The sequence below is a fragment of the Paraburkholderia sp. BL23I1N1 genome (assembly GCF_003610295.1).
Taxonomy (GTDB): Bacteria; Pseudomonadota; Gammaproteobacteria; order Burkholderiales; family Burkholderiaceae; genus Paraburkholderia.
The window spans coordinates 6559922-6584300 of record NZ_RAPV01000001.1 but is presented as its reverse complement, the minus strand read 5'-3'; the positions used below and the strand labels follow the sequence as shown (position 1 = coordinate 6584300).

The window sequence follows — 24379 nt, the reverse complement described above, 5'->3', positions numbered from 1 at the left end:
ACACCCCGCACGTTCGATCGTGCGGGGTACAGCGCAACACTTACTTGAACAGTTTCATCGCTTGCGTGAGCGTATTGATCACGCCCCATGCCAGCGGCAGCGTGACATACAGCCAGAAGACGGCGAGCTTGACCTTGTTGGTCGGATGAGCGGCTTGAACGGTCGACATGCGAGTCTCCTTAGGCGCCTTTGGCGAGTTGTGCGTCGGTCATGTGGTGCTTGTCGTCGACGCGCTTGACCAGCAGGTTGCAGACAAAGCCGATCACCAGCAGCACAACCATGATGTGGATCGTCATCGTGTAGGCATCCGCCTTTGCCACGCCGTGCGCCACTTGATAGGCACGGATGTAATTCACCAGCACAGGGCCCGCAACGCCGGCCGCGGCCCAGGCGGTCAGCAGTCGGCCGTGAATGCCGCCGACGAACGCAGTGCCGAACATGTCCGCGAGATACGCAGGCACCGTCGCGAAGCCGCCGCCGTACATCGACAGAATCACGCAGTAGGCAAGCACGAACAGGGCGATCTGTCCGGATGCGGCAAAGCCGGGCACGAGGTAGTACAGCACGGCGCCGAGCGCGAAGAAGATGAAGTAGGTGTTCTTGCGGCCGATCCAGTCCGAAGCCGAGGCCCATACGAAACGGCCGCCCATGTTGAACAGCGACAGCAGCCCGACGAAGCCGGCGGCCGCGGCAGCCGTTACGGTGTCCTTGAAGCTCTCCTGAATCATCACCGAGGCCTGGCCGAGAATGCCGATGCCGGCCGTCACGTTCAGAAACAGCACCAGCCAGATCAGATAGAACTGCGGCGTCTTCAACGCCTGATCGATGTGAACGTGGTTGCGCGAAATCATCTTCTTCTGGTTGGTCGCGGGCGGCGTCCAGCCGGCCGGCTTCCAGTCCGCCGGCGGCACGCGAATCGCGAGCGCGCCAATCGACATCGAGATGAAGTACGCAATGCCGAGCACGACGAAGGTCTCGGCCACGCCGATGCTGGTCGCGCTGCGGAAGTGATTCATCAACGCCACCGACAAAGGCGCGGCAATCATCGCGCCGCCGCCGAAGCCCATGATCGCCATGCCGGTCGCCATGCCGCGACGGTCCGGGAACCAGCGGATCAACGTCGACACCGGCGATACATAGCCGAGACCGAGTCCGATCCCGCCGATCACGCCGTAGCCGAGATAGAGCAGCGCGATCTGATGCAGATGCACGCCGAGCGCTGAGACCAGGAAGCCGCCGCCGAAGCAGCACGCGGCGGTAAACATCGTGCGGCGCGGGCCGACATGTTCGAGCCATTTGCCGGCAAACGCCGCCGACAAACCCAGGAACACGATCGCCAGCGAAAAGATCCAGCCGAGCGAGGTCAGCGACCAGTCGTCAGCGGTGGATTGGGTGATGCCGATGACTTTGGTCAGCGGACCGTTGAACACGGAGAAGGCGTACGCCTGGCCGATACAGAGGTGAACGGCAAGGGCCGCGGGCGGAACCATCCAGCGCGAGAACCCCGGTTTCGCAATGGTGGCCTGTTTGGAAAAGAATGGGGCAGAGCCTGAATGGCCGTTCGGCTCGGTGATACTACTCATGGTCGGTCTCCGGTGAGGAATTCTTTGTTATCGGCGCTTCATACACAATGCTTGAGTGCCCGGCGTAAAAATTGCTGGCCGACGCCTTGCAAATATATGCATTCGAATGTCATATATAGTATGCATATTTAATACAAAACCCGATTCGACGAACAATAGGATGTGGATTTGGCCTTTGCAATATGAGATGTAAATGCATAATGCATTAGCTTGTTGAAATTCGACCGTAATCTGTCGAATTGCGGCAATGCGGCATGACGCCTCGGAATGGGCTAGCGGACACGGGGGAAGTTGGACGCCGGAATCGGCAGGCAGGCGGAAATAAGAAAAAAGCGGGCCGGCGTTGGCATCTTCGCCAAGCCGGCCCGCTGCAACAGTTACTAGCTATCGAGTCGAATCAGGCGACCGTGCGCCCGGTCTTCATCTTCGCTGCCACCAGCACCGAGATCAGGCAGCCGATCGCGAGATACGCCGCCACCGGATGCCAGGAGCCGCCGGCAAAGCTGACCAGCGCCACCGCGATAAACGGCGTGAAGCCGCCGCCGACCACGCTCGCTACCTGATAACCGACGCCCGCGCCGCTATAGCGATACTCGGTGCCGAACAGTTCGGTGAACATGGGTTGCTGCACGCTTACGACCATGTCGTGGGCGACGTTGGCGAGCATGACCGCGAAGATCACGATCCACACGGTCGAGCGTGCTTCGAGCGCGAGAAAGAACGGCACTGCGCTGAACATGCCGACCAGCGCGCCGGCGATATACACGCGGCGGCGGCCGAAGCGGTCCGCGAGCCACGCAAAGCAGGGAATCGTCACGCAACTCACCGCGCCGACCAGCAGGCCGATCGAGAGGAAGAATTCGCGCGGCATGTGCAGATTGGCCGTCGAGTAGTTCAGTGCGAACGCCGTCACGATATACATCGTGAACAACTCGGCAAGGCGCAACGCGATGATCAGCAGGAACGCCTTGGGGTGCTTCAGCAGAGCCTCGACGATCGGCAGCCGCACACTGCGTTCGCCGTGCTCGCCAACCTTCTCGACGAACTCCTTCGATTCTTCCATGCTCGAGCGGATCCACAGCGCGATCAGCACCAGCACCACGCTGAACAGAAAGGGCAGGCGCCAGCCCCAGCTCAGGAACGCGGCGTTGTCCATCGAGCGGCTGATGATCGCGACAAGCCCGGTCGCGAGCACGAGACCCACGCCATAGCCGACCTGCACGCCGCTGCTGTAGAACGCCTTTTTCTTCTCCGGCGCGCTTTCCACCGCCATCAACGCCGCGCCGCCCCATTCGCCGCCAACCGCGAAGCCCTGGATCGCACGCAACGTCACGAGCAGCACCGGCGCCCACCAGCCGATGCTGGCGAAGGCCGGCAGCAGGCCGATCGCCGCGGTGGAGAGGCCCATCATCATCACCGTGAGGACCAGCATGCGCTTGCGTCCAAGCCGGTCGCCGTAGTGGCCGAACACGAAGCCGCCGAGCGGCCGGAACAGAAAGCCGACACCGAAGGTCGCGAATGCGGCGAGCGTGCCCATCGCCGGGCTGACCTTCGGGAAGAACTCGGCGTTGAAGACGAGCGCGGCGACGATGCCGTACAGCAGGAAGTCGTACCAGTCGACCACGGCGCCGACGAAGCTGCCGAGCGCCGCTTTGCGTGCGCGGCTGCGCGCCGTGCGGTTGTCGGCCATGGCCGTTTTCGGCGCATTTGGGAGGGCGGTACTCATGACGGTGTCTCCTTCAAATTCTCGGGTGCTGTCTGGAAGCGCGCGGCGCAGGCGAGGTTGATGCAGGGCAGTGGCCGCCACGGGCCCATCACAGGATTCCCGAAGGTTAATGATGGGACGCCGTTCCCACAATCCGCATTCAGGCGAAATTGCGCGATCATCGAACGCAGATGCGCGCATAGCGCGCGTTTTGCGCGTTTACACCGAGCTTCATCGGTTTGGACGAGCAGACGAACCGCCGGCAAGCTGCTCGTGCTACCTTGAATATGTGATCCTAAAAACAACATCAACTGATATACTACATACGGAATATTGATTTTTGCGGCGTTGCAGCATATGATTGAGTCATCTGTTCACTTAATCATTCGGAGTTGCAAATGGAATTTGTTCCTCTCGCGCTGCTTGCCGCTGCTGTTGTGGGTTTAGGCTTTGCCGCCACCGTCCTGCTGACCCGCTGGATTCCTCAACCGGTTGCGCAGCTTGCAGCGCAACATGGCCGGTTCATCGGCCTGGGCGAGCAAGACGGCGGAATGGCTGCGGCGGCGCCGTATCGTAAGCGTGTTCAACAAGAGGCGATGAATGTCGTCAAAACTTCAAACTGAAGCAGTGGCTACACCCCTGACGCTGTCGTTGCAGCCGATCAGCGCGAGCGCGAGCTTGCGCGATCAGGCGTACGTCATGCTGCGTCAGGCTATTGCCGACGCGGATATCTATCAGACGCATGAGGAAATCCGCCTCGACGAGCGCGTGCTGAGCGAATCGCTGGGCGTGAGCCGCACGCCGGTGCGCGAGGCAATGACGCTGCTCGAACAGGAAGGTTTTCTGCGCATGGTGCCGCGGCGCGGCATCTACATCGTGCGCAAGAGCAAGCGTGAGATCGTCGAAATGATCCAGATGTGGGCCGCGCTCGAAAGCATGGCGGCACGTCTTGCCACGCTGCACGCCACAGACGAGGAAATCGCCCGCCTGCGCCACATGTTCGACCATTTCCGCGACGCCACGCCGGCCGAGCACATCGCCGAGTATTCGGACGCCAACATCGCGTTTCATCAGGCAATCGTCGAGTTGTCGAAGTCGCAGATCATTCTCGACACGATCAAGAACATCTTCATCCACGTGCGGGCGATTCGCCGTATGACCATTTCGCAAAGCGACCGCGCGTCGCGTTCGATCGTCGACCACCTGCGCATCACCGAGGCGCTGGAGCAGCGCGACACCGAGCTGGCCGAACGGCTGACGCGGCAGCATTCGCTCGATCTGGCGGCGTTTGTCGAAGCGAATTGCGATTTTCTGGATTGACGGCGGGTTAGGCGCCTGATTGGCGTTACGGATCAAAAGAGGCCTGCGGTGAGGACATCACCGCGGGCCTTTTTGTTTCTCTGACCTGCATGGGTCGGGGGAGGCCGGCCAGCACATGGCGCCGCCGCGTTGCGCCACCAGAATCGTCTCCCCAATGCCGCGTCCAGCCGGCGTCTTCTGTACCTGTCCATGTTCATCGTCTCCCCGTTTGGACGCCGTCAACCTGCAGTACGGGTTAAGCCCTGCTTGACGCTCCGTGAAATATAGTATGTGATATATCAAAAAGCCGGAAATGCACAGCGACTCAGTGTTTTCCCTCGGATCAAGAGCACGTGCGTGGTGTTATTTCGCTGCAATGTAGACCCGGCAGGCATTCAGCACGAAAACTCCGGAACAGCAGTATCTTGAAATCGATCTTGATTGAATGTGATATATCACATACCGTATGTATCGAGGCTACCCAGGCATCCACGCTAGTGGACGTTATCGAAGCGGGCGCGTCGGTCGATAACCGCTGCACAAAACTGACTGATCAGGAGACATGACATGAGCAAAGCACTCGACGGCGTGCGCATTCTCGATTTCACGCATGTGCAATCGGGGCCGACCTGCACGCAATTGCTCGCGTGGTTCGGCGCGGACGTGATCAAGGTGGAGCGGGCCGGTGCCGGCGACATCACGCGCGAGCAACTGCGGGATATTACCGACGTGGACAGCCTGTACTTCACGATGCTCAATCACAACAAGCGCTCGGTCACGATCGATACCAAGAACCCGGAAGGCAAACTGGTGCTCGAGGCGCTGATCCAGAAGTGCGACGTGCTGGTGGAGAATTTCGCGCCGGGCGCACTCGACCGGATGGGCTTCACGTGGGAGCGGATTCAGGAATTGAATCCGCGCATGATCGTGGCTTCGGTGAAGGGTTTTGGCCCGGGTCCTTATGAGGACTGCAAGGTCTACGAGAACGTCGCGCAATGCGCGGGCGGTGCGGCCTCGACCACCGGTTTCGACGACGGTCCGCCGGTGGTGAGCGGCGCGCAGATCGGCGACAGCGGCACGGGTTTGCATCTGGCACTCGGCATTGTCACGGCGCTCTATCAGCGTACGCAAACCGGGCGTGGGCAGAAGGTGCTCGCGGCGATGCAGGACGGCGTGCTCAACCTGTGCCGCGTGAAACTGCGCGACCAGCAGCGGCTCGAACGCACGGGCACGATGAAAGAGTATCCGCAATATCCGAACGGAACGTTCGGTGAAGCGGTGCCGCGCGCGGGGAATGCTTCAGGCGGTGGTCAGCCGGGCTGGATTCTGAAATGCAAGGGCTGGGAGACGGATCCGAATGCGTATATCTACTTCATCACGCAGGCGCCGGTGTGGGCGAAGATCTGCAACGTGATCGGCAAGGAAGACTGGGCCACCGATCCGAATTACGCGACACCTGCCGCGCGCTTGCCGCATCTGAAGGACATCTTTGCCGAGATCGAACGCTGGACCATGACCAAGACCAAGTTCGAGGCCATGCAGATCCTCAACAAGTACGACATTCCTTGCGGGCCGATCCTGTCGATGAAGGAAATCGCCGAAGAGCCGTCGCTGCGCAAAACCGGCACGATTGTCGAAGTGGATCATCCGACTCGCGGCAAGTATCTGACGGTTGGCAATCCTATCAAACTGTCTGACAGCCCGACCGAAGTCAAGCGCTCGCCGCTGCTGGGCGAACATACCGACGAGGTGATGACCGAACTCGGCTACTCGCCCGAACAGATCAGTGCATTGCGCACGGCTGGCGCGATTTGAACGTTCAAGGAGCGACATATGGATACGTGGATGCGTTTCATGTCGAACGACGGTAGCGTCGTGTTCGGCCGGGTGGAAGGCGGTTATCTGCACGAGTACGAAAGTCTCGATCAACCGGTGCCGACCGGCGCTGTGCTGTCGACCCGTGCACTCACGCCGCTCGCGCCTTGTGCGCCCCGCAAGATCGTCGCGTTGTGGAATAACTTTCACGCGTTAGCGGCGAAGCTCGACAAGCCTGTGCCGGCACACCCGCTATTTCTGCTGAAGCCGGCGGAATCGGTGATCGGTTCGGGTCATGCGATCCGGCGGCCGCTCAGTTACGCGGGCAAGATCGTCTACGAAGGTGAGCTAGGCATTGTGATCGGGCGGCGTTGCCGCGATGCAAGTGCCGAAGAAGCTGCGGATTCGATCTTCGGCTATACGCTGGTCAATGACGTGACCGCTGCCGATCTGCTGAACGAGAATCCCCACTTCCCGCAATGGTGCCGGGCAAAGGGCTTCGATACGTTCTGCTGTATCGGACCTTCGATCGTTTCCGGATTCGACTGGCGTTCTGCGCGTCTCGTGACAATGCTCGACGATGTGGAGCGGCAGAACTATCCGCTCTCCGATATGGTATTTTCGCCTGCCGAGCAGGTGCGTCTGATTTCGCAGGACCTTACGCTCGAGCCAGGGGACGTGATCGCGTGCGGCACGTCGGTCGGCGTTGGATCGATCAAGGACGGCGCGACGGTAACGATCACGGTCGACGGAATCGGCACACTAAGTAATACGCTGGCCGCTGTGTGCGAGGTAGCGGTATGACGCGACGGCCTGGGCTCGTTGCGTTGCTTGGCAGCGCCATGGGGCTCGCTGTCATGTTGGGCGGGTTCGCCTGTTATTTTTCGGTGATGGCGCAGGCGTCTGCGTCCGTGACAGCCCAGGCGAACGTCGAGCGTGTCGAACTCTATGCCGCGGTGTTCATCGGTGCGTTGGTCTTCGCCACATCCGCCATCGCATTCTTCAAGTTGCGCGGCGCGTTGGACCTGAGCGTGGCAGCGCGTCCGGGCCACGGCATCGTCAACGTGTCGGCGCTGCTGCTGTGTGGATGGCTTGGCTACGGTTTCGTCACTGAACAGGCACAGCCGTTCGGACTCGCTGCGTTGCTGGCGATGAGCGTGCTAGCGGCTGCGCTGGGCACGCATCTGATGGTGACTCGTGGGTACTCGAATGAGCGCGATTCGCACATTCATGCATTCGCCGGCCGCTGCCATGGATTTGCGCTCGAGCGGCACGGACTGTTGGCACGTATCGAATGGCACGGTGGCGAAGAGCAAACATGGGCGCTGCGCGAGATAGCGCCCGGCATGATCCGCGCGGCATCACACCGGCACCGCCGCGGCTGGCATAACACCGGGAACATGGGTGTACAAAAGCGCGGAACTGTCCGCCTACGTTTCATTCACCGCGCGATATTCCGTCAAAGATGAATACACCGGCGCGTCGAGCGGCAGGCAGCGTGATTGGCAGAAGCGCCTCGCCGACGCCCTTACTCGCCGGCTGCCGCGAACTCGCTGTAATACCAGGCCTTCTTGCTCAGGATCATCTGGGCGAGAAACTCGGCGTCGTACGCCTTGTGAAGATGCGCGTGAAATCGCTCGATGTAGGCCGTAATGCGTGCGGCTTCACTATTGAATTCCTTCAGCACGTCGAGGGTGACCTGATCCCAGCGGAACCGCAGGCCGAGATCGCTGAAGGCAGCGTTGTACGCGCTCAGATGGGCGTCGTCGGGACTTTGCACCGTAGCGCGTGCAGTACGCGTGCCGGCATGAGACTCAACCGAAGCGTGATTCATGATCGGCCTCCTGGGCTGACAAGTAAGGGAACTCACTTGCAGCATAGGGATACTGATCAACGTGCAATAGTTAAAGTTTTAATGGCTTTCCATAAACTACTGCTTATAGACGCTCAATTCCTTCACGCGAGTGATCTTCTCGATGAGACTCGCGCCTTCTTCCATCAGGAAGCGTTTGAAGGCGACGGCGACCGGCGGCAGGCGCTTGTTCTTCCGATGCACGACGTACCAGTTGAGCATGACTGGAAAGCTCTCGACGTCGAGTACGACCAGATGGCCGAGTTGCAACTCGAGACTGATCGTATGCGCCGAGAGAAATGCGATGCCCATGCCGGCGATCACGGCCTGCTTGATCGTCTCGGTGCTCTTGATCTCCATGGCGATCTTGAGATTGGAGAGGCGGCCGGCGAAGCCTTCCTCCATCGAATTCCATGTGTCCGAGCCGCGTTCGCGCACGATAAAGGCCTCGTTCGCCAACTGGCTCATCTTGATGTTGCGCTTGTTCGCGAGCGGATGCGTGGGCGCCGCCACGATCACGTAAGGGTGCGGCGCGAACGGTTCGTTGGTCGCGTCGGTTTCGTGCGGCGGACGCACCATGACCGCGAGATCGGTCTGATTGGTCGCGAGTTGATGCAACAGTTCCGCGCGATTGTGCACCGCGAGATTGAGCGCGACACCCGAGTAGCGCCGCGTGAATTCGGCCAGCAGGCGCGGGAAAAAGTAGTCGCCGGCACTGATCACCGCGACGTTCAGCTTGCCGCCGGAGACGCCCTTGAGCTGGCCCATCGCCTCGTCGACTTCGTGGAACTGCTGAATGATCGCGCGGCTGTAGTGAAGCATCTCGGTGCCGGCCGGCGTCAGATAGATTTTTTTGCCGAGCTGCTCGAACAGCGGCAGCCCTGCATGCTCCTCGAGTTGCCGGACCTGGGTGGAGACGGCGGGCTGCGTGAGGTGCAATTCTTCCGCGGCGCGCGAGAAGCTCAGGTGGCGCGCCACCGTTTCAAAGACCTTCAGTTGCCGCAGCGTGGCATTGCGCATCGTCATGGCCAATGTATAAGCAAATGTGAATCAACATAATAACAAACTTTAATTATTAGTAATTCAGCAATGACCCTAGCATGGGTCTTATAAGAGGCGGAATTGCTGGCGTGATACTCGGGTTAACGCTCGGATTCGAGGCGTGGCGCGGGTGGCAGCGAAGATTTTCAGGCAGCGCCGATACTTAATTGATTGGAATAAAGAATTGATCTGCAAAGCGATGATTCAAGCAGAACAGTTTTTAAAATAATGCGAATTAAAGACGAAATATTAAATGTCGCCGAATGGCAAGGCTATTCGGGTCGTAACCATAAGGTGAGACGTATACAGTGCGGCGCGAAGTCGGCTCGCACCATATAAATGGCGGAGACAAGGCTCATGGACGACAACAATCAGCAAACCACGACTCGCGTTTTCTGGGCGAACCGCTGGTGGCAGCTCGTCATCGGCATGATGTGCATGGCATTGGTGGCCAATCTGCAGTACGCATGGACGTTGTTCGTCACGCCGATGAATGCGCGGCATCACTGGGGTGAAGCGTCCATTCAACTCGCCTTTGCCATCTTCATTCTCACCGAAACGTGGCTCGTGCCGGTAGAGGGTTGGCTGGTCGACAAGTTCGGTCCGCGCCCGGTGGTCGCCGGCGGTGCGGTATGCGCGGGCCTCGCATGGGTCATGAATTCGTATGCGACGACCTTGCCGATGCTGTATGTGTCGGCGGTCATTGCCGGGATTGGCGCGGGCGGTGTGTACGGTACGTGCGTCGGCAATGCGTTGAAGTGGTTTCCGGATCGCCGCGGTCTCGCGGCCGGCCTGACGGCGGCAGGTTTTGGCGCCGGCGCGGCTGTCACCGTGATTCCGATTGCCAGCATGATCACGCGCTCGGGATATGAACATACCTTCTTTTTCTTCGGCGTCCTACAGGGTGTTTGCATACTCGCGCTCGCGTTGCTGTTGAAGAAACCGAATTTGCGCCCGCAAGCTGCACCGAAGAAGAAATTCGCGGTCACCAAGGTCGATTACACGCCGGGCCAGATGATCAAGACGCCGGTGTTCTGGGTGATCTATGTGTCGTTCGTTGCGGTGGCGGCGGGCGGCCTGATGGCGACTGCGCAAATCGGTCCGATCGCGAAAGACTGGGGACTCGCACGCATCCCGATGACGATCTTCGGCATGAGCTTGCCGCTGCTGACCGCCACGCTTTCTATCGACAACATTTGCAACGGCTTTACCCGTCCGCTGTGCGGTTTCATCTCCGACAAGCTCGGCCGTGAAAACACGATGTTCGTGATCTTCATTGGCGAAGGCCTCGCCTTGCTCGGCCTCATGCAGTACGGCAGCAACCCGTATGCGTTCATGACGTTCGCCGCGCTGATTTTCCTGTTCTGGGGCGAAATTTTCTCGATCTTTCCGGCGATCTGTGCCGACACGTTCGGCAGCAAATATGCGGCGGCAAATGCGGGCACGCTGTACACAGCAAAAGGTACGGCGTCGCTGCTGGTGCCGATTGCTTCGGTGCTGTCGGCCACAGGCGGCTGGAATCTCGTCTTTATCGTTTCCGCCATCGTCACGATCGCCGCGGGCATCTCGGCGAAGTTCATTCTCGCGCCCATGCGTTCGCGCTGGATCGAATTGCACAACGAGCCCCAGGGCGTGCTGGCCGTCGCCGGCAGCAAGTCCTCGCGGCTGAGTCAATGGCCCGAACAGTCAGGGGAATAGGGTGAGCTGCCCGCGCCCTGCAGTGACGTTATGAATGTCTCGCTGCAGCAACTCAAGGTGTTCGTCGCCGTCGCGCGTGAACGGAGCTTTACGCGCGCGGCGCGCGAGTTCGATCTGACGCAGTCGGCGGTGAGCCGTTGTGTGCGCGAACTTGAAGACGCGGTCGAATTGAAACTATTCGACCGCACCACCCGCCAGGTCGCACTGACTCATGCGGGCGCGAGTCTCGAGCGCCGAATCGGCCGCCTGCTCGATGAAATCGATCTGACGCTGCGCGAGGAGCGTGCCGCTTACGAAGGACACACCGGCGTGGTTGTGCTGGCGAGCAATCCCGTGCTGTCGTCGAGTTGGGTGGCGCAGGGGCTTGCCCGCTGCGCGTCGGCGTTTCCAGAGCTGATCGTGTCCGTCAAGGATCAGGCGCAAAGCAACGTGCTCGCGAGCGTCGAACAGGGCGAAGTGGACTTCGGCGTGGTCTCGGTAGCGGAGCCCCTGAGCGCCGATCAGTTGCACGCGCAAGTGGTTTTCACAACGCCGCTGCACGTGGTGATGCCGCCCGCGCATCCGCTGGCGCGGCACGCCGGCGTTGCGTGGAGCGCATTGCAGGATTGGGCGCTTGTCACGCTGAACGCCGATGCGGGCATGCGCGCGGCGTTCGAGCTCGCCCTCGGCGCGCGCGGCATGAAGGGACGGCCGGTGCAGGAACTCGGACACGTCGCGGCGGTGTCGCGCATGGTCGAGCTGGGCATCGGCATCGGCGTTTTACCCGTCGGTGGACATTGGCCCGCGCCCGCCGCGTCGCTAGTGAGCCGGCCGCTCGTTCCTGAGATCAATCTGACGACGCTGCTCGTGCAACGCCGCAACCGCTCCCTCAGACCCAACGCAGCGGCGGCGTGGGCACAGTTCGCTGCGCTCGCCGATCCGCTGCCCGTCAGCCCACGCGACATTCCATACAAGGAGCTTCATGATGGAAACTGAAACCGACCTCAGGCGCCATGATCTGTTGATCGACGGCAAGCGTTTGCCGCCCGGCACGGGCGAATATTCCGTCGACATCAACCCGGCGACCGAAGAGCCGATTGCGCTGGTTGCGCAAGGCAGCGCCGCCGATGTCGATACCGCGGTACTCGCTGCGCGTGCCGCGCTGAAAGTGTGGAACGCGATTCGGGCGGCCGAACGAGGCCGCATCCTGATGCGTTTCGCCGGCCTGATGCGCGCGAATCTGGACGAGCTCGCCGCACTCGAAAGTCTCGACGCCGGCAAGCCGATTTCGGCGGTGATGCGCCAGGATATTCCCGCGGCGATCGATACGCTGGAATACTACGCAGGCTGGTGCGACAAGATCAACGGCCAGGTGGTGCCGGTGCGTCCCGACGCGTTGACTTACACGCTGCGTGAGCCGGTCGGCGTGGTCGCCGCGATTGTGCCGTGGAATTTCCCGCTGATGATCGGCATGTGGAAAATCGCCCCCGCGCTGGCATGCGGTTGCACGCTGATCGTCAAACCGGCGGAGATTACGCCGCTAACCGCGTTGCGCATCGGCGAACTCGCACTCGAAGCGGGCGTTCCGCCGGGAGTACTGAACATTGTCACTGGCAAGGGGCGGGTAGTCGGCGATGCGCTGGTGGCGCATCCCGGCGTCGATAAAGTAACGTTCACGGGCTCGCCTTCCGTGGGGCGCGGTATTTTGCAGGGCGCGGCCGGCAATTTCAAGCGCGTTACGCTGGAGCTCGGCGGCAAGTCGGCGAACCTGATTTTCCCGGATGCCAATCTCGACAATGCGGTGCGAGCGGCGGCGTCGGGAATTTTCTTCAACACCGGCCAGGTATGTTCGGCCGGCTCGCGCATTCTGGCGCATCGCGATGTCTACGACGAAGTTGTCGAGCGTCTCGCGGCGCGTGCAAAGGCGATCAAGGTCGGCGATCCGGCTGCGCGCGAAACGTCGATGGGGCCGCTCATCTCCGCCGCGCAGATGAAAACCGTGCTCGGCTATGTCGAGACAGGGCGCGCCGAAGGCGCGTCACTCGTGGCTGGCGGCGCGCGTGTGGGCGAGCGCGGCTTCTTCGTCGAGCCGACAGTGTTCGCCAACGTCGAGCATGAAATGCGCATCTCGCAGGAGGAGATCTTCGGGCCGGTGGCATCCGTGATTCGCTTCAACGACGAAACCGATGCGATCCGTATCGCCAATGGCACGTTGTACAGCCTCGCGGCCGGCGTATGGAGCGCGGATATCGGCCGCGTGCATCGGGTGGCGCGTGAGCTGAAAGCGGGCACGGTGTGGATCAATACCTACGGCTATACCGACGTGCGCCTGCCGTGGGGCGGTTCCGGCGATTCCGGTTTTGGCCGCGAGCATGGCGACGTGGCGATTGAAAACTTCACCGAGCCGAAGGCGGTGTGGCTGGCGATCGATCAATAGGGATCAATAGGGATCAATAGCGGATCAATAGCGGATCAATAGCCATGAAAAAAGGATCGAACGCGTGGCGTTCGATCCTTTCCTGAAAATTAAGACTTCGTTCGAAGCGAAAACCTGCGCTCAATCACCCTGCAATGCCATCCGTTCGCGCAGTTTGACGAGAGCAAGCACGACGTCGATCGTCGGCGTGGGCTCGCCAACGAGACGGCCCATTTCCTGCACCACCGTCAATAGCGGATCGATCTCCATCGGACGGCGATTCTCGAGATCGACCAGCGTCGAGGTCTTATGCACGCCGACTGCGCCCGCACCGTCGATACGTTTTTCCACATCGACCCGAAAATGCACGCCGAACTGATCCGCAATGCGCTTGGCTTCCAGCATCATCGTGCGCGATACCGCACGCGTGCCGGGGTCGCTGGTGAGGATGTCGAGCGTGGCGTGCGTCAAGGCGCTGATCGGGTTGAAGCACAGATTCCCCCACAACTTGAGCCAGATTTCGTCGCGGATATTGTCGCGGATCGGCGCGTCGAATCCCGCTGCCTGCATGATCTCGTGCAACTGCTGGATGCGCGGTGTGCGTTCACCGCTCGGCTCGCCGATCGGGAATTTCTTGCCGTACACGTGCTTGATGACGCCCGGCTCGACGATTTCGGCAGCGGGATACAGCACACAGCCGATCGCGCGTTCGGGGCCGAGGCGCGACCACTGGCTGCCGTCCGGATCGATGCTGGCGAGGCGTGTGCCGGCGAATTTTCCACCGTGCTGGTAAAAGTACCAATACGGAATGCCGTTGACGCCGGTGACGATCGCCGTGTGCTTGCCGAGGAGCGGCTGCATCGTGTCGACCACACCGGGCAGCGAGTGCGCCTTCAGCGTGACGACCACGACATCCTGCACGCCGAGTTCGCGCGGGTCTGACGTACAGCGTACCGGCACGCTATAGGTTTCGCCGTCCATGATCAGGCGCGCGCCGTGCGCGCGCATTGCAGCAAGATGCGCGCCGCGCGCGACGAAACTCACATCCGCGCCGGCTCGGGCCAACTGCACGCCCATCAAACCGCCAATCGCTCCTGCTCCGAAGATACAGATCTTCATGATGCCGCCCCTGTGACGATGAAAAGTCGCTTGCCCAATGCCGCATCGGGTCTTGCCGCGGCGGCGGGTCATTCTTCGAGCATAGGGGTGCAGGACAATTGCTGATAGTTAAAGTTTCTGCGGCCGAACATTAGCTATCGTTTATGGTTGCGCCAGTGGTCCGGCTAGCATGCTGGTGCCGACGGACGGTGCGAGAGGATGCCGTACAGTCGGAGCATGACAGGTGAGATCGTTCGGTAAGCTTAGTACTTGTTATTGCGCTGCGAATCAGGCGTGTTACGTCCGCCGAACCAGCAAAAAGCTCACACCGATTGCCGCCAGAAACGTCCCGCAGCAGCGATTGAACCACCGGCGAACCTTGGTGCGAACGAGCCACTTGCCAAGGTGCATGCCGGCCCAGGAATAGAGCGCGATCGCCACCCATTCGAGGATCAGAAAGCTCGCGCCGAGCACCGCGAACTGCGGCAGCATCGGCTTGGCGATATCCACGAACTGCGGCAAAAATGCGGTGAAAACCAGAATCGCCTTCGGATTGCCTGCCGCCACCAGACACTCCTGCCGCGCGATGCGCCAGAGCGACGCGTCGTCCTGCTGGGTCGTATCGATGGCCGGCGCGTTGCTGCGCCACAACTGGATGGCGAGCCAGATCAGATAGGCGGCGCCGGCGAGTTTGATCGCCAGAAAGAACCACTCGGATGCATGCAGCACGACCGCGAGGCCGGTGGCGGCCAACCCCAGCATCAACGCGAAGGCCACAAGCCGGCCGGTGCCGCCCACGAAGGCCGACATGAAGCCGTGGCGCGCGGCGACGTTGATCGATAGAAGATTGTTGGGGCCGGGCGCGAGGTTGATCGCGAAGCACGCGGGCAGAAAGAACAGCCAGGTGGTGATAGACATGACGGCTCGCACGGAGAAGGGGCGGGATTGCAACGAATCGGGGTCGCGAGGTTGATCGCGAAGCAGGCGCTAAGACGCCGTTCCGCGCGATTCAGCTTTTCCCGATATTCCCCGATTGTAGCGAATCGGCGGACCGTGCCGATTCGGTCCGTGCGCTCAATTCACCGATTTGACGAAGCCCGGATCGCTGATCAAGGCATCGACGCTGAGCCTGACCGTGTCTTCGATGGCGATGGTGTTGCTGGTGAATTTAGGCGACTTCTGCCGGACCGTCTTGGTGGTTGCGAACACAACCTTCTGGGTTGCGGCATCGGTCACGATGTAGCGCATTTTCAGTGTCCAGAATGCCGGCGATCGCGAGTCGTCTACCGTGAATTTCTCGATGCTGCCGCTCAGAACCTTCCCGCCTTCGGCGAGATGAAAACCGGCGATCCGCAAACTGCTTGCAATGCCGTTGCGCACGGCCTCGTTGATATCGCTTTTTAGCACAACGGCGGTCATCGCCGTGTTTTCGATCCGGTTCGGCGAAACCTGGCCGTCGCGCGCCGGCACGTAGACGAAATCGCTGGCAGGGGCGACGCTGAGCCAGCCGGTTAAATGCGCGGCCGTGCGCGGTGGGCTATTCAGGCCGAACCATGACCAGGAGCAAGCCGACAGCATCAACGGCAGTGCGACGGCGCCGCAACCCTTGAGCACAGCGGTTCTCAGGGCCGGAGGCGGGGGACCGAGCGGTTGCCGCAGAGACTGACTCTGTTGCGGCGACTCGGGCGCTGTGCTGGAAAAAGCGGCGGTCGAGGTCAGAGGAGTTGCCTTTTAAGTTGAGTCATCGCGGTACAGAACAGCATGGTAACAGCGAGCCGTGCATCTTATTAAGCGGAGCGGGGCCGGAATTTGCTAACGATTGAAACAGTCTTGCGGGGCGGGCAACCCGATCAGAAGAAACCGGCTTTGCCCTGAGTCATATCCACGAGCGCTAGCCGGGCATCGTCGACCGCGTTGACGGGCAGCCGGACCGTCATCTTCACCAGCATCCCGTAGGCGCTGTCCACGAGTCCGTAGCCTTCGGCCTCGATCCATCTGCGCACTTTCGCTTCGTCGGCGTAACTCACTTCGACGATCAGCGTAACCAGAGCAATTCTCTCCACTCGCGGCGCATCTAATAGCGCCGAGGCAATCGCGTCGGTATACGCCCGCACCAATCCGCCGGCGCCCAGCTTCACGCCACCGTAATACCGCACGACGGCCGCCAGCACGCCGTCCAGATCATGGTGCCGCAGCACTTCGAGAATGGGCCGGCCCGCGGTGCCGGACGGCTCGCCGTCGTCGGACATGCCTGACTGGCCACCTGCCAGCAGCGCCCAGCACACATGCGTCGCGCCAGGATGCTCGTCGCGCAGACGCCGCAATTCGGCCATCGCGGCGTCGCGGTCGGCGACCGGTATCGCATGCGCGATGAATCGGCTCTTGCGAATTTCGAGTTCCGCGCAGAGCGGCGCGGGCAAGGTATAGGTGGGCAAGGCAAAGACGTCGGTGGATGAAAAATGCGGGCCTTATGTGGGTCTAATGCATGAGTCTCACGTGTGACTCTCACGCGTGACTCATGCATTAGACCCATGCGGCCCTGTGCCCGCCATGGTAACGGATCGCCGGCGGGGGAATCGGCGAATGTCTATAATCGTCCGCTAAACGCATGCCGGTCTGCTGAATCGGGTGCGCGACCAAGGAGACGACATGCTTGATTTTTCTACACTGGGAACGTTCGTTGCCGTTGTATTAGGGCTCTTTCTGATTCCTGGCCCGGCTGTGCTGCTGGTTTTGACTCGCACGGTGCATGGCGGGCGCAAGGCCGGCATACTCACCGGTCTCGGTATCGCCGTTGGCGATTTCATCCACACGTTGGGCGCGGCGGTCGGGCTGTCGGCCTTGCTGATGACGTCGACACTTGCCTTCAATGCCGTGAAATTCGTTGGCGCCGCGTACCTTGTTTATCTGGGCATTCGCGCCTTGCGCGAAAAGCGGGCGAGCACGCTTTTGCCGACGGTTGCGCCGGTCTCCGCTTCTAAGGCGTTCTTTCAGGCGATTCCCACCGAAGTGTTGAACCCGAAGACCGCACTGTTTTTTCTCGCGTTCCTGCCGCAGTTCGTTCGCCCCGAGCACGGTTCCTCATTCCTGCAGTTCACGACGCTCGGACTGATTTTCGTCGGTATGAGCGCGCTTTATACAACGCTGATCGTGCTGACCATTCGTCCGCTGGGCAAATTCGTCAAGCGTCTGACATGGCTGAGCCGCTGGCAAAACAAGATCATCGGCGTGTTGTTCATCTCTCTCGGCCTGCGCGTCGCCACGCAAACGCGCTAGATATTCCGGCGCTGCCGCCTCAGGCGACCTTCGCGTGCATATTCCATCTGGCCCTGGGTGTGCACGGCGAGCCTTTCCTGTTCGGCGCGGCCTATCTGCCGCGTATCGTCGATATCGCCAACCCGCAGCACTTCCTGCGCGATCCGTATGCGTAGCGTCATTAATGGTTCGCCGCGCTCGACCAGCGTGCGGTCGGCGGCGCGCGCCTGCTGGACGCCGCTGTCGATCAGGTTGCGCAACTCCAGCAGAGTGAGCCGTTGACGCTGGACCTCGAGGATGAGCCGCTGAACGGCCTGCTCGTCGCGCGTGCGCCACCAGGCGCGCAGATCGCCGAGCGTGGGAGGGTCGAAGGGAGGAAGGCGCATTGCTCAGACGAAAAGTACTGTATATATGTACAGTATATCCCGTCTTTTTACGGAAGCGCGTGGCGCGCTTTAAGTGTGTTGGGTGCGTTGAGCGGTTCGCAACCCGCAAGAGGGGGCGTTACACCACTCAGGTGAGCGCGAGCATGATCGAGGTGGAGACCACGATAATGAAAAGACAGGCAGCGGTCAGTAAGTCGTACGGATAGGTCATGTCGAAACCATAGCGCGTCTGGCGGAAGAGTCCATGATAGGCAAAACCGTTCTCCGTGACTGTCAAGCATTGCAAACCCGCTGCGATCCGGCTGCCTATATCCAGGAGGACACTGAACGACGCGGGCGAAACACCTTCCGCGTTATCGCGCACGTCCCTTCGCTGAGGTTTTTCCCGTTGCAGGCACAAGCGGTTCGCCCGCATTGCCGCATAGCAACGCCACCCCCGCAACCGCTGTTGCCCGCAGCGACGCGCGCGAATCGCCCGCGCGGGCGCGCAACGCGAGGCTGTGCAAAATCGCCGACGCGAGCTTCGCGAGGAGTGGCGCTTGTGCATCGGCGGCCAGTTCGCCCGTGGCCTGCGCCAGCTTGAAGCGTTTCTCGAAGGCTTTGTCATAGGTGCGCAGTCCCTCGGAAAGTGCTGCGCGGACCTCGGCGTCATCCACCGCTTCGACCGCGGCGGTGCCGATCATGAAGCAGCCAAGAGGATCGCCGTCGGCGGGCAAGTACCACGCGAGCGCGCCGTCATAAACGCGTAGCAGCGCCTGCGGCAGGGGCAGGTCCTCGCCGAGCGCATGAACCATCGCGAGCCGGCCGGCCTCGATATAACGGTCGAGCGCGGTCAGATACAACGCATGTTTGTCGCCGAATGCGCTGTACAGGCTCGGGCGATTCATGCCGGTCGCGGCGCTCAATTGATCCAGCGAGGTGCCCGCGTAGCCGCTGCGCCAGAACACATCTCTTGCATCGGCGAGCGCCTGGTCGGAATCGTAGGCACGCGGGCGGCCACGAGGGCGGATTCCTTTTTTTGTACTGGTCCGCATAAAAATATGGCGAAAGTGATTTATATGCAATATAGTACAAAAACACCAACGACAGGAGTTTCCCCCATGGATTTGTACTTCTCGCCGCTTGCTTGCTCAATGGCCACCCGCATCGCGTTGTACGAGGCGGGGGCGCAGGCCGGGTACATTCAGGTCGATACGCAGTCGAAACAGTTGTCGGATGGCTCGGACTTCTATCCGATCAGTCCGCTTGGGCAAGTGCCGGTGTTGCGCACGGACGAAGGCTGGCTGTTGACCGAAAACACGGCGATCCTGCCGTACGTGGCCGATCATTTTCCGGCCGCACGGCTCGCGCCCGCCGCGGGCACGGCGCAGCGCGCGCGGCTGCAGCAATGGCTGGGTTTTATCAGTACGGAATTGCACAAGGCGGTGTTCGTGCCGCTACTCGACGCGCGCGCACCGGAAGACGTGAAGCGCTATGCACGCGACAAGGCCGCGTTGCGGCTAGGCGCTCTGCAAGATCATCTGGTGCAAAGCGAGTATCTGCTCGACGCATTCAGCGTGGGCGATGCCTATCTGGTCACCGTGCTGAACTGGGCGTCGTATGGCGGCATCGATCTGTCGCAATGGCCGGCGGTGGCTGAGTACTACAAGCGGTTGATGCAGCGCCCGAGTGTCGCCAGGGCCGTTGCGGAAGAATTCGCGCTGTTTAAGGAAGAAGTGGCGAAGCGCGCGAAAAGCTGAGAGGGTGCCAGCTGCGCGATTAGTCGTCGCCTAGTCGTCGATTAGTCGTCGCTATGCTGGCAGAAGCGGCGCCCCGGAATGTGCGATACGACCGCCTGGGCGATTTCGAGTGGCGTGCTTTCCGCGGGCACGACGCGGCGGCTAGACTCGGGGGTGTGCTTCATGGTCCATTCGACGAGTCTGTACGAGCGTCCCCAAGGGGGTTGCAAAGGGTCCGAGACCTTGCATGAGTGGATCTGGCGCACCCATTCGTTGCCGGGCATCGCGCGCAAATGCTCGAATACCGTGTCTTCCACCATCGTTTGACTCCTTCTTCGCAGGCATGCTGTCCATCTATCGGCGCGTCGGCGACATCCCTTTAGAAAAAAAGCGCCGCCGATGTTCTGGCGGCTCAACAGGGGATGTTGTGCGCCATAGTTACAGGTAAGAATTAAGCCAAACTTAAGATCGCGCTCAAAGTTTCCGCGCCTGCTCCCGCTATCTGATCGCCTTGTTACGCCGCTGTTTTGCACGCGCGGTGATGCAACCCTCAAGACCTCGCGGAATTGGCCGTTATTACAGCGATTGGGGCCGTCGACCCCGCTTCGCCTCCGGGCCCGCATCATTGCTAACGTGACGAATCTCGCTCAAACGCCGCTTTCAGACCGCCTTCGCTCGCTCGTCGATACAGTGCAGCACAACGAGCGCACGCTGCGCCGGTTCCAGAACGTCGAGTTGAAGTTGATCGGCGCGCAGGATTTCGCGTCGTTTCTCGACACGCTATTCAGCCATCTGCCGCAAGAATTCTCGCTGGCGAGGGTGGCGTTGTGGCTCGACGATCGCGCGCCGATGTTGCTCGAGCTGCTCGAACCGAACGCTTTGCATGCGCTCGACCAGCCCAATCTGAAAACGTCGCGCGAAGGCGGTCTCGCTGCCCAGGGTCTGTGCGACGAGGGACAGCCGTGGCTGGGCAAGCCGAGCGAGCTGGATGAAACGGCGCGCCGCGCGTTCTTCGGCGACGCCGATACGCCGGCGAGCGCGATCTTGCTGCCGCTTGCCGCCGGCGATACCGTCAGCGGCTATCTATGCCTCTGCAGCGACGATCCGGGCCGTTTCGCCGAAGGCATGGCGACGGATATTCTGGAGCGCTTCGCGAGCATCGTGACCGCGAGTCTCGACAATGTCGCGCATCGTGAGCGGCTCAAGCAACTCGGCATGACCGATTCGCTGACCGGCCTCGCCAATCGCCGCTACTTCGACGAACGGCTGCGCGAGGAGATCATGCGCGCCGTGCGATATGGCGTACCGGTCGCGTGTCTTTTCATCGATATCGACAGTTTCAAGCGGATCAACGATACCTACGGACATCAGACCGGCGACCGCGCTCTTGCCGCGGTGGCGGCCTGTGTGCGACAGCAGGTGCGGCTCGGCGATACCGTGGCACGCTACGGTGGCGAAGAGTTCACCGCGCTGCTGCAAGGCGATCGGGCCGACGCGCTGACGGTGGCCGAGCGCGTGCGGCTGGCCGTCGAAAGGCTGGATTTGCAGGACGATCACGGTGAACGCATTGTGTTGACCGTGTCGATTGGCGTGGCGGCGCGCACGATTACCGGCGCGCCGGCCGAGGCGGCCGTGCACGGCCACGCGATGATGGAAGAAGCCGATCGGGCGATGTATCAGGCCAAACGCAACGGCCGCAACCGCATCGAGGCGCTGGTGAAAGCGGACGGCGATAACGCGCCGCGTTGATCGCCGCAGCGCCAGAGCCCGCCTCACGCATCCGGCGGCACCCCCAGCAATTGCAGCGCGCCACCCGTCACCGCACCGAACACCGGCCCGGCCACCGTCCCGCCGTAGAACGCCTTGCCGGCCGGGTCGTCGATCATGACGGCAACGATCAGCCGCGGGTCGCTCATCGGCGCCATGCCGACAAACAGCGCGCGGTACCGGTTTTTCGCGTAAGTCGCGCCGACCTGTTTGCGCGCCGTGCCGGTTTTGCCGCCGATCCGGTAGCCTTCCACCGCCGCGGTACGCCCGGTGCCGCCCGGGCCCGTGGCCATTTCGAGCATCGAGCGGATCGCGCGCGCGGTGGCGGGCGTCGTGACTGCGTGACCTTTATCGACGGTTTGCGACGGGTCACTCGCACCTGGGTTCCTGTCTGAGTCTCGGTCCGCCTCTTTGTCCTTCCGCAACAGACTCACAGGATGCAGGGTGCCGTCACCGGCATAAGCGGTGTAGACCTGCGCGATCTGCAGCAGCGAAGTGGACAGCCCGTAGCCATACGCCATGGTCGCCTGTTCGATCGGACGCCAGCGTTTGTACGGGCGCACCTTGCCTGATGCGACACCCGGAAAGGTCAGCTCGGGTCTCAACCCAAGCCCGTATTCCTGATACTTGTTCCAGATCTTTTCGGCGGGCAGATTCAGCGCGAGCTTGGCGAGCGCGATATTGCTCGACTTCTGCACGGCTTCGGCAACCGTCATCGCGCCATGATTCGACGTGTCGTGAATCACGGCCGGGCCGATCTTGTACCAGCCCGGCGCGGTGTCGATAACGCTTTGCGGCCGCACCTTGCCTTCGTCGATCGATAGCGCGACCACCACCGGCTTGATTGTCGAGCCCGGTTCGAAGGTGTCGACGACCGCGCGATTGCGCAGTTGCCGTCCGGTCAGACGCGCGCGGTCGTTCGGATCGAAGCTCGGATAGTTGGCGAGCGCGAGAATCTCGCCGTTGCGCGCGTCGAGCACGACCACGCTGCCGGCTTCGGCGTGATGTTTGGCAATGGCGTCTTTCAGTTGCGCGTAGGCGACCTGCTGAATGCGTCGGTCGATTGTCAGGTGGATGGTGTCGCCGTTCTGCGCGGGCACGAGCGGCCGGGTTTCGGACACCACCCGGCCCAGACGGTCGCGGATCACTTCGCGCTGGCCCGGCACGCCAAGCAGTTGCTCGTTGGCGGCGAGTTCGACGCCCTCCTGGCCGTTGTCCTCGATATCCGTGAAGCCGACCACGTGCGCCGCCGATTCGCCTTCGGGATAAAAACGCTTCGAATCGGCAATCTGCGTGATGCCGGCGAGGCCCAGTTTGTTGACGTGATCGGTGGTGTCGGCGTCCACCTGGCGCTTGAGCAGCACGAAGGTCTTGTCGCCGTTCAGACGCCGGCGCAGTTCCGCCAGCGGCAGGTCGAGCAGCTTCGAAAGCGGCGCGAAGGCGGCTTCGTCGAGCAGTTTGGGCGAGGCCCAGATTTCATAGGTCGCGAGGCTGACGGCGAGCATCGAGCCATTGCGGTCGACAATGCGCCCGCGCGTCGCATCGAGTTCGATGGTGCGTTGATAGCGTTTTTGCCCCTGGTCGACGTAGAAATCCTGATTGACCACCTGCACCCAGAACGCGCGCCCCGCCAGCGACGCGAACGCGGCGAACACCAGCAGGACGACAAATTTTGAGCGCCACACCGGCAGGCGCGCGGCCAGCAACTGGTTCTTCGCGACGGGCGCGTATGGATCGTGCGACTGCGATTTCTTCTTTTGGACCATGAGTGCGGTGAGCGAACAGCGAGGCGAAACAGCGATGCGTTGCGTGCCAAAACCGGCAACGCCAGCGGCCTGTTGCGCGTGGCTGTCGAGCGTGCTCCTCGAGTGAAAGCCACACGCGCGAGGCGTGCAGCGGGATTAACTTGCGCCGCCCGAATCGGCGGCGGTGAATACCTTGAGTTGCCAGCGAAACCGCACGGCCAGCATGCGGGCCGCGAAGCCCCCGGCCAGCACCGCGAGGGAGGCCGGCCCCGGCGCCACGTCGCAGGCTTGCAGGGCCACGTACAACGCGCCCGCGCCGAGCGCGATGCTGGCGTACAACTCCTCGCGCAACACGAGCGGCATCTGATTGCACAGCAGGTCGCGCAGCATGCCGCCGCACACGCCGGTAATCGCGCCGGCCAGGAAGACGATTGCCGGGCTCACGTCCAGCGTCGCGGCAACATCGCAACCGATGATGGTGAACGCGATCAGGCCGATCGCGTTCACCGTGACGAACAGCCGTTGCCAGTGGCGCAGCCATTTGGCGCTGGCCGCGGCAATCGACGCTGCCCCGATTGTAATCAGAACGTAATCTGGATGCGAGATCCATGCAAGGGGATAGTGGCCGAGCAACACGTCGCGCACCGTGCCGCCGCCGAGTGCGGTGACGGTGCCGACGAGGCACAGGCCGAAGCGGTCAGTGCCGCGGCGCATGCCCATCATTGCGCCGGACATGGCTTCGGCGATGATCGCAAGCAGGTAGAGGAGGTGGAGCAACATGACGGCGGCCTTGACGGGACGGCACTCGCGAGAGAAACGGCTCCGCATCGGAGCGTGCCGCGAGGCGGGCGTTTGAAAGCGGCCATTCTCGGAAGCGGCGAGTCATGATGAAAATGCCTTAAGCCGAATTCGGCGATGCCAAATTCGGCTTAACCTGGTTGCGGGATGAGGCGCGGTAAGCGTTTGCTGAACGGCAAGGGCCTGCGCTTTCGCCGGGCAGACGCGGCTGTGGCTTTAGCCGC

26 protein-coding genes are annotated in these 24379 nt (G+C 61.5%); 11 read left to right on the top strand and 15 right to left on the bottom strand.

All coding sequences use genetic code 11. The features are described 5' to 3' along the window. Positions 1-40: 40 nt before the first annotated feature. From B0G76_RS30755 to shiA, 3 genes are all read right to left on the bottom strand, one after another. On the bottom strand, positions 41-169 hold the full coding sequence (locus B0G76_RS30755; protein WP_120295815.1) for an oxalate:formate antiporter: 129 nt from the start codon (positions 167-169) through the stop codon (positions 41-43). 10 nt (positions 170-179) lie between these two features. Then, complete coding sequence (locus B0G76_RS30750) at positions 180-1583, bottom strand: OFA family MFS transporter (RefSeq protein ID WP_120295814.1); 1404 nt, start codon at positions 1581-1583, stop codon at positions 180-182. Positions 1584-1980: 397 nt separating this feature from the next. Beyond that, on the bottom strand, positions 1981-3309 hold the full coding sequence (shiA, locus tag B0G76_RS30745; protein ID WP_120295813.1) for a shikimate transporter: 1329 nt from the start codon (positions 3307-3309) through the stop codon (positions 1981-1983). A gap of 377 nt (positions 3310-3686) precedes the next feature. Between shiA and B0G76_RS30740 the strand changes: the two genes are divergently transcribed. The 5 genes from B0G76_RS30740 to B0G76_RS30720 all read left to right on the top strand — a co-directional run bounded on the left by B0G76_RS30740 (position 3687) and on the right by B0G76_RS30720 (position 7871). Continuing rightward, complete coding sequence (locus B0G76_RS30740; RefSeq protein WP_120295812.1) at positions 3687-3911, top strand: hypothetical protein; 225 nt, start codon at positions 3687-3689, stop codon at positions 3909-3911. Next, a complete protein-coding gene (locus B0G76_RS30735) occupies positions 3889-4608 on the top strand; it encodes a GntR family transcriptional regulator (RefSeq protein WP_120295811.1) in 720 nt (239 codons plus the stop codon). Before B0G76_RS30740 ends, B0G76_RS30735 begins: the two co-directional genes overlap by 23 nt. A 546-nt stretch (positions 4609-5154) precedes the next feature. Further along, on the top strand, positions 5155-6402 hold the full coding sequence (gene frc, locus B0G76_RS30730; RefSeq protein ID WP_120295810.1) for a formyl-CoA transferase: 1248 nt from the start codon (positions 5155-5157) through the stop codon (positions 6400-6402). An 18-nt stretch (positions 6403-6420) separates the two neighbouring features. After that, positions 6421-7206, top strand: coding sequence for a fumarylacetoacetate hydrolase family protein (locus B0G76_RS30725; protein ID WP_120295809.1), 786 nt, complete (start codon positions 6421-6423; stop codon positions 7204-7206). Then, entirely contained in the window at positions 7203-7871 is a 669-nt protein-coding gene (locus tag B0G76_RS30720) for an NAD(P)(+) transhydrogenase (Re/Si-specific) subunit beta (RefSeq protein ID WP_120295808.1), read from the top strand. Before B0G76_RS30725 ends, B0G76_RS30720 begins: the two co-directional genes overlap by 4 nt. 59 nt (positions 7872-7930) lie before the next feature. Here the strand turns inward: B0G76_RS30720 and B0G76_RS30715 are convergent, their stop codons facing one another. Together B0G76_RS30715 and B0G76_RS30710 are read right to left on the bottom strand one after the other, a co-directional pair. Continuing rightward, a complete protein-coding gene (locus tag B0G76_RS30715) occupies positions 7931-8236 on the bottom strand; it encodes a hypothetical protein (protein WP_120295807.1) in 306 nt (101 codons plus the stop codon). A gap of 96 nt (positions 8237-8332) precedes the next feature. Continuing rightward, positions 8333-9280, bottom strand: a complete 948-nt coding sequence (locus B0G76_RS30710; protein WP_120295806.1) for a LysR family transcriptional regulator — start codon at positions 9278-9280, stop codon at positions 8333-8335. A 372-nt stretch (positions 9281-9652) separates the two neighbouring features. On the opposite strand from B0G76_RS30710, the gene oxlT reads away from it, so the two are divergent. From oxlT to B0G76_RS30695, 3 genes are read left to right on the top strand one after another with little or no spacing between them, the layout of a single operon-like run. Continuing rightward, positions 9653-10993: an oxalate/formate MFS antiporter gene (oxlT, locus tag B0G76_RS30705; RefSeq protein WP_120295805.1), complete on the top strand. Its 1341-nt coding sequence runs from the start codon at positions 9653-9655 to the stop codon at positions 10991-10993. Between the two features lie 30 nt (positions 10994-11023). After that, positions 11024-11968: a LysR family transcriptional regulator gene (locus B0G76_RS30700; RefSeq protein ID WP_120295804.1), complete on the top strand. Its 945-nt coding sequence runs from the start codon at positions 11024-11026 to the stop codon at positions 11966-11968. Beyond that, the gene (locus tag B0G76_RS30695; protein WP_120295803.1) at positions 11958-13409 is read left to right on the top strand and encodes an aldehyde dehydrogenase family protein; all 1452 of its coding nucleotides are present in this window, start codon (positions 11958-11960) and stop codon (positions 13407-13409) included. Before B0G76_RS30700 ends, B0G76_RS30695 begins: the two co-directional genes overlap by 11 nt. Positions 13410-13529: 120 nt before the next feature. Here the strand turns inward: B0G76_RS30695 and B0G76_RS30690 are convergent, their stop codons facing one another. The 4 genes from B0G76_RS30690 to B0G76_RS30675 form a co-directional block, all read right to left on the bottom strand. Further along, a complete protein-coding gene (locus tag B0G76_RS30690) occupies positions 13530-14507 on the bottom strand; it encodes a 2-dehydropantoate 2-reductase (protein ID WP_120295802.1) in 978 nt (325 codons plus the stop codon). 276 nt (positions 14508-14783) lie between these two features. Further along, entirely contained in the window at positions 14784-15404 is a 621-nt protein-coding gene (locus B0G76_RS30685) for a LysE family translocator (RefSeq protein ID WP_120295801.1), read from the bottom strand. 156 nt (positions 15405-15560) lie between these two features. Beyond that, entirely contained in the window at positions 15561-16100 is a 540-nt protein-coding gene (locus B0G76_RS30680; protein WP_120295800.1) for a hypothetical protein, read from the bottom strand. Positions 16101-16336: 236 nt separating this feature from the next. Further along, a complete protein-coding gene (locus B0G76_RS30675; RefSeq protein WP_120295799.1) occupies positions 16337-16921 on the bottom strand; it encodes a YigZ family protein in 585 nt (194 codons plus the stop codon). Positions 16922-17135: 214 nt separating this feature from the next. On the opposite strand from B0G76_RS30675, the gene B0G76_RS30670 reads away from it, so the two are divergent. After that, complete coding sequence (locus tag B0G76_RS30670; RefSeq protein ID WP_120296920.1) at positions 17136-17762, top strand: LysE family translocator; 627 nt, start codon at positions 17136-17138, stop codon at positions 17760-17762. On the opposite strand, the gene B0G76_RS30665 is transcribed toward B0G76_RS30670, so the two are convergent. The 3 genes from B0G76_RS30665 to B0G76_RS30655 all read right to left on the bottom strand — a co-directional run bounded on the left by B0G76_RS30665 (position 17759) and on the right by B0G76_RS30655 (position 19161). Continuing rightward, on the bottom strand, positions 17759-18127 hold the full coding sequence (locus tag B0G76_RS30665) for a hypothetical protein (protein WP_120295798.1): 369 nt from the start codon (positions 18125-18127) through the stop codon (positions 17759-17761). The two genes, B0G76_RS30670 and B0G76_RS30665, sit on opposite strands and share 4 nt — an antisense overlap. Positions 18128-18254: 127 nt before the next feature. Next, positions 18255-18491, bottom strand: a complete 237-nt coding sequence (locus B0G76_RS30660; protein WP_120295797.1) for a hypothetical protein — start codon at positions 18489-18491, stop codon at positions 18255-18257. Further along, positions 18481-19161: a TetR/AcrR family transcriptional regulator gene (locus B0G76_RS30655; protein ID WP_120295796.1), complete on the bottom strand. Its 681-nt coding sequence runs from the start codon at positions 19159-19161 to the stop codon at positions 18481-18483. Before B0G76_RS30655 ends, B0G76_RS30660 begins: the two co-directional genes overlap by 11 nt. Before the next feature lie 66 nt (positions 19162-19227). Here B0G76_RS30655 and B0G76_RS30650 point away from each other — a divergent pair, with 66 nt between their 5' ends. Beyond that, the gene (locus tag B0G76_RS30650; protein WP_120295795.1) at positions 19228-19866 is read left to right on the top strand and encodes a glutathione binding-like protein; all 639 of its coding nucleotides are present in this window, start codon (positions 19228-19230) and stop codon (positions 19864-19866) included. Between the two features lie 41 nt (positions 19867-19907). On the opposite strand, the gene B0G76_RS30645 is transcribed toward B0G76_RS30650, so the two are convergent. Beyond that, positions 19908-20165, bottom strand: coding sequence for a DUF2866 domain-containing protein (locus B0G76_RS30645; RefSeq protein ID WP_120295794.1), 258 nt, complete (start codon positions 20163-20165; stop codon positions 19908-19910). A 313-nt stretch (positions 20166-20478) separates the two neighbouring features. Between B0G76_RS30645 and B0G76_RS30640 the strand changes: the two genes are divergently transcribed. Further along, a complete protein-coding gene (locus tag B0G76_RS30640) occupies positions 20479-21594 on the top strand; it encodes a diguanylate cyclase (RefSeq protein WP_120295793.1) in 1116 nt (371 codons plus the stop codon). Positions 21595-21617: 23 nt separating this feature from the next. On the opposite strand, the gene B0G76_RS30635 is transcribed toward B0G76_RS30640, so the two are convergent. Together B0G76_RS30635 and B0G76_RS30630 are read right to left on the bottom strand one after the other, a co-directional pair. Then, positions 21618-23378, bottom strand: coding sequence for a penicillin-binding protein 2 (locus B0G76_RS30635; protein ID WP_120295792.1), 1761 nt, complete (start codon positions 23376-23378; stop codon positions 21618-21620). Between the two features lie 135 nt (positions 23379-23513). After that, complete coding sequence (locus B0G76_RS30630) at positions 23514-24137, bottom strand: trimeric intracellular cation channel family protein (RefSeq protein ID WP_120295791.1); 624 nt, start codon at positions 24135-24137, stop codon at positions 23514-23516. Between the last annotated feature and the right edge of the window lie 242 nt (positions 24138-24379).